Source organism: Bacillus cereus group sp. MYBK15-3, from assembly GCF_051916765.1.
GTDB classification, from domain to species: Bacteria; Bacillota; Bacilli; order Bacillales; family Bacillaceae_G; genus Bacillus_A; species Bacillus_A cereus.
This window is the reverse complement of sequence record NZ_JBQAHG010000002.1, coordinates 22,485-40,905: the sequence shown is the minus strand read 5'-3', so window position 1 is coordinate 40,905 and position 18,421 is coordinate 22,485. Positions and strand designations below refer to the sequence as shown.

The window sequence follows — 18,421 nt, the reverse complement described above, 5'->3', positions numbered from 1 at the left end:
TAGGAGGTTTAGGTGAATGACATTTTGGCAGTTTGCATTTAAAAACGTCACAAGAAACGCCAGAGCTTATTTCGCCTATTTTGTAAGCAGTGCGTTCTCCATCGCAATCTTTTTCTCATTTGCAGTTTATTTATTTCATCCTAAATTGCATATGACAGACGTTAATTTTTCTCTGAACATATTAATGACAATTTCAGAAGTTGTCATTGTGTTCTTTTCATTTTTCTTTTTACTGTATTCAATCGGGACGTTTTTAAAAGTACGAAAAAAACAGTTCGGGATTTTAACAGTACTTGGCATATCTCAAAAACAATTAAAGCGACTCATATTTATAGAAAATATGTTAATTGGTGCTCTTTCTATATTTTTTGGCATTCAACTTGGACTTGTCTTTTCACAGTTCTTTTTGTTAGTTACCGCTAAAATTACACACGTACCTGGTTTATATTTATATCCGCCTACAAGTGCTATCGTTTTAACTATCATCATCTTTCTCGGGCTCTTCATTCTCGTATCATCTTTTACACCGATGCTCATTCGCACGAGAAAAGCCGTACGTCTTTTAAAAGAAGGAAAACAACAAAAAGAAAGAAAAGCATCCGTGCTCATCTCTCTATTTGGTGCGATCTGTTTAATATGTGGATATGCGTTAGCCGCAAATCCGCTGTATTTTATGTCGCTAGGTGACATAATTGGACTTTTATATGCCGTCTCTAGTATATTTGTCATCCCATCGCTTATTGCAGCTGGAACATACTTTTTCTTTTCACAAATTAGTTTTTTACTTATTCGTATTTTAAAAACACGAAGAACGTTTTATATGAAACGAATTAATATGCTTTGGATTTCTGATCTAGCATCACGTATTCGGACGAATATTAATATGCTCTTTATTGTGGCGATGCTATCGACGCTCGCTTTTACAATGATTACATTCTTATATGGATTCGGGAAATTTACAAAGTTTGATGCGATTAGACAAAATCCTTTCCCGTTTACTTATTTATCGCATACTGAAAATACGTTAGCTGATGAACATTTAAACTGGTTAGAGCAGAAATTTAATGAAGAGCACTTTACTTATACAAAATTTAAAACGGATATATATGAAGTATCTTCAGCTGAAGATAGCACGCAGCTCTATTATGCCATTAAACAAAGTGACTATAATGTACTTGCTAAGGCTTTAAATTGGGAAACGCTCACGGTCAATAAGAATGAATCTTATATTCTTATGAAAGACTTAGATGATCAGGTTATTGGAACGCTCCATAATAAAGAACAGAAAAATACTCTTACACTTACTCAAAACAATTTACAACTACAAGTGAAAGAATATAAAAGTTATAGCCCATTCCCAAACAGCTTAATATACCAATTACTCATACTATCTGATGAAAATGTAGAAGCCTTATCCACCGTTTCCAAACAAATGAGTGTATATAACTTCAAAGTTACAGATTGGGAAAAAGCACATAATATCGGTTCATCGTTTATAACAAAAATCCATAACGATAATGCAGCAATTCAAGCAGAGCATCCACCTTTCCATGCAAGTGAAGCGAGCGATTCTCTATATAAGACAAAACTAAATGTCGCTTCGTTCTTCTTAATTGGTACTTTCCTAGGAGTTATTTTCTTTATCGGTGCTGGCAGTGTTCTTTACTTCCGGATGTATACAGATTTAACAAATGAGCAAGAAAAATATATAACGATTACGAAAATCGGCTTAACTGAGACTGAAATGAAACGTTCAGCGACAATTCAGCTTGCGATTCTTTTCTTCGTACCTTACATTATGGCATCAATCCATACGATGTTTGCGACAAAGATGCTACAAGAAATATTACATCTCTCGTTCTTCGCTGAAATTACAGTCGTACTGTTGATTTTTGGAACAGTTGAAATTTTATTTTTCCTTTTAATTCGTTCCTTTTATATGCAAAAATTATCACAACACATTAAGTTTTAAAAAGTAGAAAGGTGATTACTATGGAAGAAGTATTACACATAAAAAACGTCTCAAAAGTATATGAGGGGAAAGTCCCTCATACTGCTTTAAAAAATATAAATTTACACGTGGATAAAGGGGAATTCGTTGCCATTATGGGACCATCTGGTAGCGGAAAATCTACATTTTTAAACGTTATCTCTACAATCGATTCTCCGACTTCTGGTGATGTCGTGATTAACGGAAAAAAACCGCACACATTTCGTAGAGAGAAGTTAGCTATTTTCCGAAGACAAGAGTTAGGATTTGTTTTCCAAAACTTTAACTTACTAGATACACTGACAATCGGTGAAAATATCGTACTACCTTTAACATTAGATAATGTTCCATTAAAAGAAATGGATGAAAAGCTTGATAACATTTCAAAAAAGCTTGGAATTGATCATATTTTGGACAAGCGTATTTTTGAAGTTTCTGGAGGACAAGCACAGCGTACCGCAGTAGCACGTGCTGTTATTCATCATCCTTCACTTCTACTAGCCGACGAACCGACAGGAAACTTAGATTCAAAAGCGGCAATTGACGTAATGGAGTTATTTACGAAATTAAATAAAGAAGAAGATGCAACGATTTTAATGGTTACGCACGATCCGTTTGCAGCAAGTTATTGTAACCGTGTTATTTTTATTAAAGATGGCGAACTTTACAATGAACTGCACCGCGGATTATATCGCGAGAAATTTTATCAAGAAATATTAGATGTTTTAGCATTATTAGGAGGAAGACGTGGATGACATTTTGGCAATTCGCATTTAAAAATGTCTCACGTAATTCGAAAGCATATTTCGCCTACTTTGTAAGTAGTGCGTTTTCTATCATGGTTTTCTTTTCATTTACTGTATACGCGTATCACCCGCGGTTACAAAGTGTACAAAGTTTCCAAGAACGTGATCCTCTAATGAACTTAGCTAGTACAGCACAGCTTGTGATCGTTATGTTCTCGTTCTTCTTTCTCTTATATTCAATTGGAACATTTTTAAATGTACGGAAGCAGCAATTCGGGATACTCACCATTCTCGGTATCTCACAGAGACAATTAAAGAGACTGTTATTTACTGAAAATATGATAATCGGGATATTGTCTATCTTTATCGGCATTCAAGGTGGACTTGTATTTTCTAACTTTTTCTTATTAGTCACTTCGAAATTAACAAGTGCGAAAGGTCTCTATTTATATTGGCCAACAGAAGCGATTATCGTTACAACCGTAACGTTTATCATTTTATTTTTAATCGTTTCTACGTTTACACCAATGTTTATTCGTACTCGAAAAACAGCCCACCTCATTAAAGGGAACAAGAAAATGCCAGCTGAAAAAAGACCATCTATACTCATCTCTTTATTCGCTTTAATTTGTTTAGGGCTATGCTATTATATCGCTGGTTATCCGCAAGGCTACGTAACGGAAAAAAATGTGCAAAATGGATCTGTCTTTTTTATTATGTTATCTATTTTACCGCTCGTAATAGTCGGGACATATTTATTCTTTTCACAAACATTCCTTCTTTTCATCTATATTTTAAAGAAGCGCAGAAAGTTTTATTTGAAACAAATAAATATGTTATGGATTTCAGATTTAGTTTCTCGTACACGCAGTAATATTAATGTACTCTTTATTGTTTCTATGCTATCTGCACTTGCATTTACGATTATTATTGGATTATTCGCCGCTAATAACAATACGAAGGCATCAGTACTAGAGCGATATCCCGTTCCCTTCACGTATACATCAGAAGGTGACAATTCCCTTGAACAAAAGCATATTTCTACAATTGAAACGGAGCTTACAACTAATAATTTTCTTTACAAAAAATATAAGTTTACAGTATTAAAAGATACAGCTTCCAAAGAAGATATTATGCTTATGAAGATGAGTGATTATAACGCAATTGCTAAACAATTGAAAAGACCGGAAATAACAATTGATTCTACAGAAGTGTATATTATTTCTCGCCACTCACCAGAACTTCTCGATCTCGTATCTAATCCATTTGCAAAGCAAAATACGATTACACTTGGATCTAATAAAAAAGAATTTCATATTAAAGGGTTTATTAATAAAGGAATCGAACCATCATTTGCATTCCCTCATTTAGCTGTCGTACAAGATTATGTATTTGATAATATGATTCCTCATATTGAAACAACTGTAATCTATAACTATTTCGTAGAAAACTGGGAAAATGCAATCGTTCCAACAAAAAATATGTTACGTGTTATTAGTGGTGATGCACGTGAGTTCTACGAAAAGCATACTGAAGAGAAAGCTCAAGTTCCTTTCTTCATACATACGGCTACGGATGAACTTATTTACGGTAAAGGAAATGCAGTTGCTCAATTCTTTATTTGGGCATTTCTCGGCTTTATTTTCTTTATCGGTGCGGCTAGTGTTCTATACTTCCGTATGTATAATGACTTAACAACTGAAAGACAAAAGTATATTACGATTACAAAGCTTGGCTTAACTGAATCAGAAATGTTTCGCTCTGCTACCATTCAATTAGGAATTTTATTTTTCGTTCCTTACATCGTTGCTGGTGTTCACACGTTATTTGCGGTTAAGTTTTTACAAAGCATGTTTTCTTTCTCATTACTAAAAGAGACATGTATCGTACTCACCTTTTTCGGGATTATCGAGATTATTTTCTTCTTCTTAATCCGCTCTCTGTACATTAATAAATTATCACAGCATATCAAAATATGAATAAAATGGCCTTGTGCATATTGCACAAGGCCATTTTCAATAGTTTTTAATAATTAGCAGCAATATCCGCCGTAGCCACCAGCATAACCACCGTAACCACCATAACCACAACCGCCGCCTCCGCCGAAGCAGCTAGCACCGATGATAATTAATAAAATAAACAATACGATTAGAAGCGCAAAACCGCCTCCGCACCCATGTCTGCGGTTACAATCATCATGTCTGTGTTCACACTTTTCGCTCATTACTCTATTCCTCCTTTAGTATCATTCATAACAAGTTCACCTTGCTCTAAATGAGGGGATTCCATTTATAGTATGTTTTCAGGGCGAATAGGAAGCTTGGCTTTCTTAAAAACGGGCTTGTTTTCGGAAATGGGCTTCATCAAAAAAAGATACCAATTAAGGTATCTTCTAAATAAACATATTTAATAAAAGTGCAAAACCAAATGCAATAAATGATAACAATGTCTCAAGTACCGTCCACGTTTTAAACGTTTCCTTCACCGTTAATCCTAAATACTCTTTTACAAGCCAGAATCCTGCATCATTTACGTGAGAAAACATTAATGATCCCGCACCTGTTGCTATAACGAGCAATTCTAAATTTACACCTGACATGTGCTGAATAACTGGTGAAACAATTCCTGCTGCCGTCGTTAATGCTACTGTTGCTGAACCTGTTGCGATTCGAATTAATCCAGCTACCATGAAAGCTAACACGATCGGTGATAACGATATATGTTCTGCCATTTGCGCAATCGCTGTTCCAACGCCGCTTTCAATTAATATTTGTTTAAACCCACCGCCTGCACCGATAATTAAAATAATGGAACCGACTGGTAATAAACTTTCATCCGTTAACTTTTTAATCATCTTTTTATTAATCCCTTGTCTTATTCCAAGTAAATAAAATGCTGCGAAACATGAAATAAGTAAAGCAATTACTGGGCTTCCTATAAATACTAAAAATTCAGTTATCTTTTTCGGTAATGAAATATATGGTGCCACTACTGATAAAATCATCAATACAACTGGTAATAAAATAATGAAAAATGAAACTTTACGACTTGGTAAATCTGTTGATACAGTCGTAACTCGAACAAGCTCTGGTTCATTTTCGGGTATAACCCTTTTATGTACCCACTTTGCAAATATCGGTCCTGCGATAATGGCTGCTGGTAACGCGATAAGTAATGAATATAAAAGTACCTTTCCTAAGTTCGCGTTATAAATACCGATTGCTGTCATCGCCCCTGGATGTGGTGGCACAAGCCCGTGCACAATAGATAATCCAGCAATAACAGGTAACGCAATTAATAATATATTTTGCTTCGTCGTTTTTCGAATCGAAATAACAAGTGGTAATAATATGACGATCCCCACTTCAAAAAACACTGGAATCCCTATAACAAAACCTGCAAATAACATAGCCCAAGGTAGTTTCTTCACACCGAAAAATCGAATAAAGAAGTCTGCCACTTGCATGCCCGCCCCTGAATCGGACATCATTTTTCCTAAAATTGTTCCGAGGGCTAAAATACCAACTAGATGCCCTAGTACACTACCAACACCAGTTTCATAGGCAGTCACTATTTTCGTCAAATTCAGTCCAGACATAATAGCTAAAAATAAACTCGCCACTGTTAAACTAATAAATGCATGCCATTTCCACCATGATACCCCTAAAATAACAATTGTGATCGCAAGTAACGTGACGATTAATAAGTATATATCCATCTCTCATTCTCCTTACTTTTATCCCGATTGGTGTGGGCTAATAATTAGTGGGTGATGCCCTCCTCCACTAATTAAAGTTTTACTTTATAAAAAAAGAGGGAACATCCCCTCTTTTTATACGTCATAATTCACTACATAATGCTGCATTTCTGTATTGTAGTAGCCTTCGCTATATTCAATTACTTCGCCAACTTCATCATAAGAATAGCGCATACGTTTTAATAACGCTGTCCCCTCTTTTTCACCTAGCGCTTCTGCAACGAAACTAGGCGCGAGTCCAACAGCGAATTCATCTCTGAAGTTTTCTAAGTGAATGCCTCGGTCTTCAACTAAATCATAAAGCGATTGCAAGTCAAAGTCCGATAAATCTGTACTTGCCATTCCTGCTGAGAAATAGTGCGTATAATGAATGTAAGGTGCATCATTTAACGTATATAAACGTTCAATACGAAAACTCTCCTTGCCGAATAATCGAAATGGCACCGTTCCTTCTTCATTATGAACGATTTCTGCTTTTAGCAATTTCTTTTGTACTTTATATCCTTCTTCCACTAACACTTCTGTAAATTTCTTACCTTTTGACAACTTTGTCGCAGAAGTATTACGGATAACTTTCGTTCCTTTACCGCTTTTCTTTTCTAAATATCCTTCTTGAGCGAGTTCTTTAATTGCATTACGCACTGTAATTTTGCTCACTTTGAACTCTTCTTCTAACTGCGGTTCGGAAGGAATATTCGTATGAATCGCATATACACCATGCAATATTCGATCACGAATAATATTTTTTATTTGTAAATATAATGGTCCTTTTTTCCTCGTTACGTTCACCGTTACACCCACTACCTTTCTACATCACCTACTGATGCCGTCATTGCCCGAAGTATATCCTTCTCTGATGACATTGGCGTATCACCGACGATTGTATGTGCAAGCATTCCAGCTACTGACGCAAATGAAACAGCTTTCTCTGGTGCAAACTCTTTTATCTCGCCATGAATAATCCCGCTCGTATAAGCATCTCCAGCACCTATTCTATCATATACAGAAAACGTAAGTGTTTTTGCAAAAGTGAACGCACCATCTTTACATATAAATCCGCGAAGCGAGTGTGTATTATCACTATTAATAGAGCGATGTGTACCAGCGATTGTAGCGATATGATATGTTTCAGCCACCTTTGGAATAAGATCAATAAGTTGTGCTTCTCGCTCCGTCTCCTCTGTTTTCATTCCAAGAACGAACATTGCATCTTTTTCATTCATCATAACGATATCAGCAAGAGCCAGCATTTCTTCATAATGTGGTTTCGCCTGCTCATACCCATCTTCTCCCCAAAGAGATGGACGATAGTTGCAATCAAAGACGACAGTGCCTGCGCTTTCTTTCACTGCTTTCGCTAAAGATTTCATATGATGGCGCACCGTATCATTCATCGCAAGTGTAATTCCGCAAAAATGAACGATATCAATTTCCTTTGCGATTTCTTCAAATTGATACATGTCTTCACATGCCGTATTGAAACTACTTTCTAATCGATTCGAATATGTAACGCGGCTTGCACGTGCGCCAAATCCATTTTCTAAAAAGTACATGCCGACATATTTACCGCTTCTTGAAATAAACGGTGACTGAATGCCTAACTTTTGAATATGTGATACCGCCGCATCCCCAACCGAGTTCTCTGGTAAAGTTGAAATAAGAAAGCCTTCATGCCCGAGATGAGAAAGTGCTGCTGCAACGTTCACACCCGTACCAGAAAATGAGTAATTTAATGTGTTAGCTTGCGACAACAACTCATATCCTGGTACTTGCAGGCGCATCATTACTTCGCCGAATGCTGCAATTTTCTTACGCATTTTGATCAACTAGCTTCTTCACTACCGCTAATAATTCGCGAACATCTTCTACTTTCGTATTGCCAGTTTCTTTATCAATAATAGAAGAGTACACGTGCGGGATCACTTGCTCTACATTTGCCTCAAGCGCAATACGTACAATTGTTTCGAAGTTTTCTTTATCAATTCCGCCTGTTGGCTCTAATGCGAATCCTTCTTCCGCACAAGCTTTCGCAACTGCACGATATTCTTCTTCATGAGCTAGCCCTTTCATCGGGAAGTACTTCAATGAATTTCCGCCCATATCACGTACAAGTGTGATCGCTGTTTTAATTGGAACGATTGCTTTTTCTTCTCCAGCCGCACTAATTGGGCCAGTAGAAATATTTACGTAACCTACTTTTCCTGTTGGCGATACTAAACTATTAATCCAGCTATCTTTTTCGCCAAGATTTGCACGTGTCGCTCCAACTGAAGGGAACACTTGGTTAATATGGCTACCAGGATAATGCTTCGCAATTTCAGCGACAACTGCCGCTTGACGATTATCTCCTGCGCCTAGTCCGATTGATACAGCGTCATCAATTTCTTTTCCGTATGCTTTCATCGCTGTAACAGCTTCTTCTACTGTTGGGTAGTCTTTTGATAACACTCCCACTATTACATAACCTTCTGCTGCTTCAAAAATATCTTTCGCATTTCGGGTATTGTTCGCTAATACATTTAATGCTACGCGGCCTTTATAAAAACGTTTTTGAATGTTTGCCATTTTAGTTTCCCCCTACAATTTCTCTCAATTTTTCTTCAATCACATGTATGTCATCACCTTGAAGTGGACGTGGATCAATATCAAAGAATCCTTGTCTTACTCCGTAATCACGTGTATAGATTGCGATTTCCCCTTCGCGTAATGCTGTCACAACGTCTTTTGCCGATTTATTTAACTCTTTTTCGCTAATATGAATACGTGCTCTAAAGATTGCTCTTCCAGCTTCATCTTGAACAATCGTTACATTTACACCTTTTAATTCTTTTAGCGGCATAAGTACTTGTAGCAATTCTTTTTCTTGCTCACTTTTATCTTCTTTTACGCCGTACTCATCAAGCGCTTGAAGTAAGCCGAAAGTTGTTTCTTTCCCAACTTTCATACTTCTTCCGATGCAATGTAATTGCACTTTCAGCCACTCAATATATTTTCGTTTCCCGCCAACAATACCAGAAGTAGGTCCTTCAATTGCCTTTGAACCACTATAAATGGCAAGGTCTGCATACTTCACATATTTTTGAATATCTTCTTCAGCTGCCGCATCAACGATAAGTGGTACGTTATTTCGCTGCGCAACTTCCCATGCTTCTTCAACAGAAATCATATTTTTTTGCACGGCGTGATGGGATTTCACATAAAGAATCGCTGCTGTATTCTCACCAATTGCATCTTCAATATGCTCTGCTTTCCCTTCATTTGCGTAGCCAACTTCTACAAGTTTACCGCCGCCTAAATAAATCATCGTTTCGACTGGAGCACCGTATTGAACGTTATGCCCTTTTAACATAATCACTTCGTTTTTCGCGATGACCTCTTGATGAAGTCTTTCACTTTTACGGCGATTTCCTTCTGTCACGATACCAGCGATAGAAAGTGCAATTCCGCTCGATGCTGAATTCACAACGACCGCTGCCTCTGAATCTAGAATTCTCGCAATATGGTCTCCCGCTTTATCTACTAAATCAGCAATTTCCACATAATTTTGTCCACCATGTTTCATCGCATCCATCACTGTATCTGTCGGAGCGGATACACCTAAAATACTCATTCTACCGCTCGCATTAATTACTCTTTTTAATCCGTACTTAGCATTCAATGAATGACCCATTGATGACAACCCCTTTCGTATCAATTCTTCTTTCAGCAATGCGCTGATCCCCTTCTGAATCAATTAACGTAACCTTCTCATCTTTCACCGTAAATAAAGTTAAGTTTGCAATATCGCCTTCTTGAATACGACCAAGCTCTGGTTTTTTCAGCCACTCTGCCGCATGTTTCGTAACCGCATCAATTACTTCTTCTAGCGGATAACCTAAGTAAAGGAATTTCGAAAGAACGTGAGCCATACTATACACGGGACCGTGTATACGATTCTTCCGGTAAATATCTGTACTAATCGTATTAAAGGTGATATCGTGACGCTTCGCCGCTTCTGCTACTTTAAAAGAAAAACTAGCATTACCGTGACCAACATCTAAATGAACACCGCGCTTCACTGCATCTAGTAATACAGGTAGCGGTTTTCCTTTTTCATCAAATAAATTATTTTCTTTCCCGTTTAAGTAATGTGTAATGACATCATCTTTTTCTAAAAGAGGTACAACTTCCTCTATGCGAGGAGGTGCTGAACCGATATGTACCATAATCGGCAATGATGTTTCACGAGATAACGAGCGTGCAACATGAAGCGGTTCAATTCCACTGTCACAAACGACACTTTTACTCATTCTCGCCTTTAACCCAACGATTACATCTTTATACTTTTCTACTGCTTCTATTACTTTCTCTTTATCGATCCATTCCATATTGGATAATTCATCAATTCGTTTCAAACCGATGCGAGAAATATTTAAAAAGGCAAATAAATTCGTTTTTGCCTGCTCCCTACTTTTTACTAAATCTGCAATACGATCAGCTCCGCAGCTGCCCGCATCAACAATTGTCGTTACCCCTTGCTTAACGCCAATTTCATCCACCTCATCGCCATACGGATCAAACTCCGGAAAAGCATGAACATGTAAATCAATCCAGCCGCTCGATACGTAAGTACCTGAGTAATCAAGAACCTTTCCACCTTCGACAGCACCAGCTTTCGTCACCTGTGCGATTTTATTATTTTCAATTACAATGTCAATCTCTTCCCCGTTCACACGTTTCACATTACGTAGTACGAATCGTTCTGTCATTGTACTTCCACCCTTTTCTATAAGAAGCCATAAGAATACGCTTACATTAAAGTTTCATTTTATATGTCTTTCACAAGTTTAGCGTAACACAAAAAAAGGGAGAAGTAAATATAACGTTATAATGTTTGAAAGTGAATAAAAAGATGCTCCTCCAAAATGGTAATAGTATAGGAAATTATATCAACGATTTTTTGAATATATCTATCATAACTTACAATATATCAACGATTTTTCAATTATATCTATCATAACTTATAATATATCAACGATTCGACAAGGAATATCGATTTACCGACAAGAAACGTCAATTCCTTTCTTATATAAAAAAAGCTGTCCCAAATGGCACAGCCTTTTTCTTTATTCCTCAACCGTCACAATAACCCCATCCATATTGTTCCCGGAAATTTTATACTGCTTGTTTGCTGGAACGTTCACTTTCATATTCTCAGAAACTTTATAATAAGAAACAGTATATTTCTTACCTTCTACTTCAGTTGAAATCTCTTTTTCCTCTTTTAAAAACTCTAAATATTCCTCTAGTGTGAAATTTTTTTTTTGCATAATTGCGCTATGAGGTAGGCCAACATAACGGATATGCCATGGCTCATATTGAATTCCAGTAATGTTACTTTTATTTTTCGGATAACGTAATACAAAGCCATGCTTCCATACGTTCTCTTCGATCCATTTTCCTTCAGGCGCTTTCTCCATCTTCTTTTGCGTTGATCCAACGTCTAGTGATAATCCTAAATTATGTTCACTATATCCTGCTGGAAGCGCGTAATCAGATCCCATTTCTTTATATAATTTACTTTGTTCTTTAAAATCTCGATACCCACTACTCATTAAGAAATGCTGTACGCCATCTTTTCCAGCCGCATCGACAACGTTCAAAAACTTTTTTACAACATACTTTGATAAACGAAGATTTCTATCAAATATTACGTAGCCTCTCACTAATTCACTATTATGATTTACATTTATAATATCAGACCTAATACTATCTTTTTTTACTGGATAATCCCTATTAACTAATAATAAATCACCCTTATAAATTTGTTCCTTCGTAATCTCTTTCCTCTCGGTATTTGTCGCCTTTACTAGCTCATCTTTTCCGACAATTTTAACATCGATTTCCTTCTGAAATAACGGTGATATATAAAAGCCTACACATACTGTGCATGCTATAAAAAAAGAAATAAATACCCACTTTTTCATTTCTAGTTCCTCCTTAACGTAACTTACGTATAGAATAGAAAAAACTATTAAAATAAAAAGTGGGGTAAAGTTTAAATTTTTATTAAATTGTTAAGTTCTCGTCTTTTGGCAATCGCACTTCAAACATTGTTCTAACTACATTACTTTCAGCAGAAATTGTACCGTTATGCTGCTCAACAATATTTTTCGCAATAAACAGTCCAAGGCCTGTCCCGCCACGGTTCTCAGTTCTCGATTTATCACCTGTATAAAACATATCAAAAAGATACGGTAAATCTTCTTCTGGAATGCTGTCTCCATAATTCATAACTTGTACGACAACTTCTCCATTATCGATATACCCATTCAGATCAACAAATTGCCCATCATATCCGTATCGAACGGCATTTGTTAACAAGTTTTCAAATACTCTAGCTAACAATTTTCCATCACCGTTAATTGGCAAATGAGGATCAATATTCAACCTAGCTTGTAAATGATGTTTCTCTAATAAAGGATACAATTCCTCATCTAACTGTATAAGTAGTTCACTTATATCAATCGGCTTTTTATCCAGCTTTAGCATGCCATAATTCATACGTGTAATTTCAAATAACTCATCAATTAAACTTTCGAGCCTTTGCGATTTCGTATATGCAATTGTGGAGAAATGTTTAATTTGTTCTTTTGTTAAATTCTCATCTTTAAGAATTAAATCTAAATACCCTAACACGGATGTTAATGGAGTTCTTAAATCATGAGCTAAGTTTACAACGAGCTGATCTTTACTACTTTCAGCAAAGTCTCCTCTTTCCACCGCTTCTTTTAACTTTTCACTCGCAACATTTATTTCACGTGCGATATCTCCAAACTCATCGTTTGATGAAACTTGAACTTTATTCGTAAAGTTACCGTTCGCAAGATGATGAATCCCGTTAGAAATCTCACTAAAATACTTTAAATACGGTTTTGTCAAAAAGAAGAAAAAGATAATAGATAACGGAATAAAGAAAATTAAAAAGAAGTTAATGTCTCCAAATTCCCTTACCACTGACCTAAATTGCGCTAAAGGCTCTTCGTAGCGAACCATCGTTTTATAATACAGCTGCAATCCTTTATAAATTATATAAGTTACAGTTGCTGCAAGCACCATACTTAACGCAAATAAGGCAATCATTTTAAATCGAAAACTTTTCATCATATTAGCCATTGAAAGTATAACCTACTCCCCACACTGTTTTTATTAATTTATCCTTTCTTTTATCTTCCCCAAGCTTTTTCCGCAACGTACGAATATGTACCATAACTGTATTTCCGCCTTCATAATAATCATCTGCCCATACTTGCTGAAAAATATTTTCCACATTATACACTTTCTTCGGATGGCTCGCTAATAAATATAAAATATCAAACTCTTTCGGTGTTAACTCAATTTGCTCTCCATAGACGTTCACTGTTCTTCGCTCAGGATCAATAATAACTCCGCCTATCTCTAAAGCAGATTTATTCTCCGCTACTTTCGGCTGATTTAATGTAAGAAACCTACGTAATTGTGCATTTACACGCGCAACTAATTCAATCGGTGTAAAAGGTTTCGTCATATAATCATCTGCGCCTAATACAAGACCTGTCACCTTATCAAAGTCCGAAGTTTTCGCACTTAAGAAAATGATTGGCATATGGTGCTTTGCGCGAATTTGACGCGTCACTTCATACCCATCCATTTTCGGCATCATAATATCTAAAACCACTAAGTCGATTGGCTGCGTTTCAATAATATGAACAGCCTCTTCCCCGTCTGCTGCCTTCACGACGTGGTACCCTTCTTTTTCTAAATGTATCTCAATTAAATCAGCAATTTCTGCCTCATCATCCACTATTAAAATTGAAATGCGCTTCATTTTACTCCCCCTTTTATACGCTCGATTGTAAACTAGTCTATCCAATTTGTACAATACGAAAAGGTTACCCGTTAGAGTAACCTTTGTAAATAAAATTATATCAGCGATTTTCCAAATATATCGACCATAACTTGAATTATATCGGCGATTTCTCAATTATATCGACCGTAACTCGCATTATATCAGCGATTATTGAAATATATCGACTTACCGACAATTAACAACGAAATTCGCCCGCTACTCTAAAGACTCAAGTTACCGCTCCAAAACAATTCGCTGTTTCGTGATCTCCGCCAACCTTCCACGGTCTACTTCATACTCAGCTTCAACACTTTGCGGCACCATAACTTTTCCGCCCTTAAGCGTCACTTCCGGCGAAATAATATCCTGCTCCCAATGTCTGCTAGAAGCAGATATATCGCCTGGAATCGTAAAGTTCGGCAATGAGGCAAGCGCAACATTTTGTGCTCTTGAAATCCCCATCTCCACCATACCGCCGCACCAAACGGGTATGTTGTGCTCCATGCAATAATTATGGATTTGAACCGATTCTGTTAATCCGCCCACTCGCCCTGGTTTAATGTTCACAATTTGGCAGCTACCAAGGGTAATCGCAACGCGTGCATCTTCTAAACTATGAATACTTTCATCTAAACAAATCGGCGTTTCAATTTTCTTTTGCAACTCCGCGTGATCAAGAAAATCATAATCGGCTAACGGTTGTTCAATCATCATTAATTGGAATTCATCTAGTCGTTTCAGCCTCTCCGTATCCCCTAATGTATATGCTGAATTTGCATCTGCCATTAGCGGGATATGCGGAAACTCTTTTCGAATCTCTTTCAATAATTCGTAATCATGCTCTGGCTTTATTTTCACTTTAAAACGCTCGTATCCTTCTTCTGCGTACTTCTCGATTTGTTTTAACATAACCGGAATCGTATTGATCCCAATTACAACGCCGACTTCAATTTCAGACTTCGTTCCGCCAAGCACTGTCGCTAACGATTTCTTTTGACACTTCGCATATAAATCCCAAACAGCCCCTTCAATTCCGGCCTTTGCCATTCGGTTTCTTTTTATATGTTGAAATAGACCCGGTACCTCATTCGGATGAGAAATTTCAGCCTTTAATAAATCAGGTATTAAAAAGTCTTGCAGTACATGCAGCGCCGTCTTCACCGTTTCTTCCGTATACCACGGTTCAGAGAACGCAACGACTTCGCCAAATCCAATGTACCCGTCTTCATCTTCTAATTCAATAACGATACTCTCACGCTTTTCGTAAGTCCCGTAGCTTGCAGCAAACGGGATTACGAGTGGCATTTCTGTTATATGAAGTGTCGCTTTTTTTATTTCCACCTACATCTCCTCCACTAATTGTCTTAACTCTCGTCTTAACAATTTTTTCGAAGCGTTACGTGGTAATTCCTCTAAGAAACATGCTTTCTTCGGCACTTTATATTTCGCTAATTTCTCCTCGCAAAAGTGAAGAATTTCTTCTTCTGTTACCGCCCCGCTTTTCACAACAAAAGCAGCGGGTACTTGTCCCCATTTATCATCAGTCATACCTACAACACCAGCTTCCGCTATCGCTGGATGGGACAGCAACACTTCTTCAATTTGAGCCGGATATATATTCTCTCCGCCAGAAATAATTAAATCACTGCGGCGATCTAATACGTATAAAAATCCTTCTTCATCTAAATAACCGAGGTCGCCAGTATGAAGCCATCCGTTTTGAATAGTCTCACGCGTCGCATCTTCACGGTTAAAATAACCGCCTGTTACGTTCGGTCCTTTTACTACGATTTCACCTTCCGCATGTGGCGGCACTACTACGCCGTCTTTTTCAATACGAAGTTGGCACTGAAATAGTGGCTTTCCAGCTGATCCTACTTTCGTTAACATGTAATCTGCGGACAACGTACAAATTTGCGAAGACGTTTCTGTCATACCGTACGTTTGATACACAGGAATTCCTTTATCTACACATGTTTCGAGTAACGGTTTTGGCGCTGGTCCTCCGCCAAGTAACATACATCGTAAAGAAGAAGGATATGTTTCTTCTCCAAGTCTCTCTAATAAATCAGTTAACATTTTTGATACGACTGAAATAATCGTTACGCCTCTCGTTTGAAGTGCTGTATGAATAAAATCAGCATCATATTTCGGAACGAGTAAAATGCGCATGCCGTACATAATATTTTTCATTAGAAGAGATAACCCGCCAACATGGAACATCGGCATACACGCTAACCAGCAATCATCATCACGAAGTCCTAAATTAAGCGAAGAGCCAACCGCGCTGGCCCAGTGATTTCCATATGTTAAAATAACGCCTTTCGGTTTCCCTGTCGTCCCTGACGTATAAATAATCGTCATCGCTTCTTCTAAAGAGAATTCTTCTTGTATAGAGGCTTCCTCTTTTGGTCCATTCATCACTTCGGCGAATGAATAGACAGGAACATCTTTAGCATCAAATTCTTGATCGGTCACTAAACAAATAACTTCAGCATCATCCATTTGCCAAAGTAGCTCTTCTCTTGAAAGACGCGTATTTAAAAGTACAGCTACTGCCCCTACGTAAGATAGAGCGTGAATAACTGTAATCATCTCCATACCATTTTTCATCAGAACAGCCACCTTTTGCCCACGCTTCACTCCTACATGCGTAAGGTGTTCACAAACAGATACTACTTTTTCATGCAGCTGCATAAAAGTAACTTTCTCTTCCTCTATTTCAATTGCAGTGCGATCTGGTGTTAAAAATGCACGTTGCTTTAACCAATTTGGCATCGTCTCCATCATACATTCTCCTTTCATGAAAGAAAGAGACTTGATATGACATCAAGTCTCTTAGTTGTTTTGTTTCCGCTTTGTCACATCCAGCTACAGCAGCTAGAATGCTCGGTGGCTTCACTTCTTCCTATGAGGCAAAAAGCGCCTCTACGTCAGAAGCTCCATCCCCCTCATATTCTAAGCGAGCCGCTTCCGCTTTTGGTTTCATCCAGCTACAGCAGCTAGAATGTTCGGTGGCTTCACTTCTTCCTACGAGGCAAAAAACGCCTCTACGTCAGAAGCTCCATCCCCCTCATATTCTAAGCGAGCCGCTTCCGCTTTTGATTTTATCCAGCTGCGCCTCCTAGCCCCTTCCGTCTAAGAACCTTCCGCACAAGAAAGTAAAAAACACTTTCTGTGCGAAAGAACCTTAGCCAACGGGGCTAAACAGTCGGCTCCGCTTTCATCACGGGAAACGAGGGAATTGACCGAAGTCCGGACTGCGTTTTTCTTTGAATGCGTCGCGACCTTCTTTTGCTTCGTCAGTTGTGTAGTACAATAACGTTGCATCTCCAGCTAGTTGTTGAATACCAGCTAGACCGTCTGTGTCTGCGTTGAATGCAGCTTTTAGGAAACGAAGTGCCATTGGGCTGTTTGCTAAGATCTCTTGTGCCCATTGTACTGTTTCTGCTTCAAGTTGTTCTAATGGTACTACTGTATTTACTAAGCCCATATCAAGTGCTTCCCCAGCACTGTATTGACGGCATAGGTACCAAATTTCGCGAGCTTTCTTGTGGCCTACCATACGAGCTAAGTAACCAGCTCCGTATCCACCGTCAAAGCTTCCTACTTTAGGACCTGTTTGTCCGAATACAGCGTTGTCTGCAGCGATTGTTAAGTCACATACGATATGAAGTACGTGTCCACCACCGATTGCATAACCTGCTACCATTGCGATAACTGGTTTAGGAATTGCGCGAATTAGACGTTGTAAGTCTAATACGTTTAGACGTGGGATTTGGTCGTCACCTACATATCCACCATGACCACGAACTTTTTGGTCGCCGCCAGAACAGAATGCACGTCCACCTTCACCTGTTAAAATGATAACGCCAACATTTGCATCATCACGAGCTTGTGCAAAAGCGTCGATTAACTCCATTACCGTTTTAGGACGGAATGCGTTATGTACTTCAGGGCGATTAATCGAAATCTTTGCGATACCATTGTATGTTGAATAAATAATATCTTCGTAATTGCCTTCTTTTACCCATTCAATAGCCATTACAACTACCTCCTTG

At 37.8% G+C, this 18,421-nt stretch carries 16 protein-coding genes; 3 read left to right on the top strand and 13 right to left on the bottom strand.

Going from position 1 to position 18,421, the window contains the following annotated elements:
• Positions 1-16 precede the first annotated feature (16 nt).
• The 3 genes from ACTFR8_RS08530 to ACTFR8_RS08520 are packed head-to-tail and all read left to right on the top strand — an operon-like array spanning position 17 to position 4,715.
• The gene (locus ACTFR8_RS08530) at positions 17-1,972 is read left to right on the top strand and encodes an ABC transporter permease (protein ID WP_000144972.1); all 1,956 of its coding nucleotides are present in this window, start codon (positions 17-19) and stop codon (positions 1,970-1,972) included.
• A gap of 20 nt (positions 1,973-1,992) precedes the next feature.
• Positions 1,993-2,745 carry an ABC transporter ATP-binding protein gene (locus ACTFR8_RS08525; protein ID WP_000393250.1) on the top strand — a complete coding sequence of 251 codons (753 nt, stop codon included), beginning with the start codon at positions 1,993-1,995 and terminating at the stop codon, positions 2,743-2,745.
• Positions 2,742-4,715 (top strand): FtsX-like permease family protein, encoded by a 1,974-nt coding sequence (locus ACTFR8_RS08520; protein ID WP_000144953.1) that lies wholly within the window; start codon positions 2,742-2,744, stop codon positions 4,713-4,715. Before ACTFR8_RS08525 ends, ACTFR8_RS08520 begins: the two co-directional genes overlap by 4 nt.
• Positions 4,716-4,768: 53 nt before the next feature.
• On the opposite strand, the gene ACTFR8_RS08515 is transcribed toward ACTFR8_RS08520, so the two are convergent.
• The 13 genes from ACTFR8_RS08515 to menB all read right to left on the bottom strand — a co-directional run bounded on the left by ACTFR8_RS08515 (position 4,769) and on the right by menB (position 18,405).
• Positions 4,769-4,960, bottom strand: a complete 192-nt coding sequence (locus ACTFR8_RS08515; protein ID WP_001290392.1) for a YjcZ family sporulation protein — start codon at positions 4,958-4,960, stop codon at positions 4,769-4,771.
• 168 nt (positions 4,961-5,128) lie between these two features.
• Complete coding sequence (gene gntP, locus ACTFR8_RS08510; protein WP_044796396.1) at positions 5,129-6,454, bottom strand: gluconate permease GntP; 1,326 nt, start codon at positions 6,452-6,454, stop codon at positions 5,129-5,131.
• A gap of 114 nt (positions 6,455-6,568) precedes the next feature.
• Positions 6,569-7,294 carry a GntR family transcriptional regulator gene (locus tag ACTFR8_RS08505; protein WP_000539261.1) on the bottom strand — a complete coding sequence of 242 codons (726 nt, stop codon included), beginning with the start codon at positions 7,292-7,294 and terminating at the stop codon, positions 6,569-6,571.
• Entirely contained in the window at positions 7,294-8,310 is a 1,017-nt protein-coding gene (locus ACTFR8_RS08500; RefSeq protein WP_252209711.1) for a sugar kinase, read from the bottom strand. Before ACTFR8_RS08500 ends, ACTFR8_RS08505 begins: the two co-directional genes overlap by 1 nt.
• Positions 8,303-9,058 (bottom strand): 2-dehydro-3-deoxy-phosphogluconate aldolase, encoded by a 756-nt coding sequence (gene dagF / locus ACTFR8_RS08495; RefSeq protein WP_252209712.1) that lies wholly within the window; start codon positions 9,056-9,058, stop codon positions 8,303-8,305. Before dagF ends, ACTFR8_RS08500 begins: the two co-directional genes overlap by 8 nt.
• Before the next feature lies 1 nt (position 9,059).
• Positions 9,060-10,163 carry a DgaE family pyridoxal phosphate-dependent ammonia lyase gene (locus ACTFR8_RS08490; RefSeq protein ID WP_061664539.1) on the bottom strand — a complete coding sequence of 368 codons (1,104 nt, stop codon included), beginning with the start codon at positions 10,161-10,163 and terminating at the stop codon, positions 9,060-9,062.
• Positions 10,141-11,241: an amidohydrolase/deacetylase family metallohydrolase gene (locus tag ACTFR8_RS08485; protein WP_109139969.1), complete on the bottom strand. Its 1,101-nt coding sequence runs from the start codon at positions 11,239-11,241 to the stop codon at positions 10,141-10,143. The genes ACTFR8_RS08490 and ACTFR8_RS08485 overlap by 23 nt, the downstream gene beginning before the upstream one ends.
• 357 nt (positions 11,242-11,598) lie before the next feature.
• Positions 11,599-12,459 carry a M15 family metallopeptidase gene (locus ACTFR8_RS08480; RefSeq protein WP_252209713.1) on the bottom strand — a complete coding sequence of 287 codons (861 nt, stop codon included), beginning with the start codon at positions 12,457-12,459 and terminating at the stop codon, positions 11,599-11,601.
• Between the two features lie 82 nt (positions 12,460-12,541).
• On the bottom strand, positions 12,542-13,648 hold the full coding sequence (locus tag ACTFR8_RS08475) for a HAMP domain-containing sensor histidine kinase (RefSeq protein WP_061654864.1): 1,107 nt from the start codon (positions 13,646-13,648) through the stop codon (positions 12,542-12,544).
• Positions 13,641-14,339, bottom strand: a complete 699-nt coding sequence (locus ACTFR8_RS08470) for a response regulator transcription factor (protein WP_000822516.1) — start codon at positions 14,337-14,339, stop codon at positions 13,641-13,643. Before ACTFR8_RS08470 ends, ACTFR8_RS08475 begins: the two co-directional genes overlap by 8 nt.
• A gap of 255 nt (positions 14,340-14,594) precedes the next feature.
• Positions 14,595-15,701, bottom strand: coding sequence for an o-succinylbenzoate synthase (gene menC / locus ACTFR8_RS08465; protein WP_098871819.1), 1,107 nt, complete (start codon positions 15,699-15,701; stop codon positions 14,595-14,597).
• Positions 15,702-17,147: an o-succinylbenzoate--CoA ligase gene (locus ACTFR8_RS08460; protein ID WP_044584944.1), complete on the bottom strand. Its 1,446-nt coding sequence runs from the start codon at positions 17,145-17,147 to the stop codon at positions 15,702-15,704.
• Between the two features lie 439 nt (positions 17,148-17,586).
• Positions 17,587-18,405, bottom strand: coding sequence for a 1,4-dihydroxy-2-naphthoyl-CoA synthase (menB, locus tag ACTFR8_RS08455; RefSeq protein WP_000963884.1), 819 nt, complete (start codon positions 18,403-18,405; stop codon positions 17,587-17,589).
• Positions 18,406-18,421: the final 16 nt, after the last annotated feature.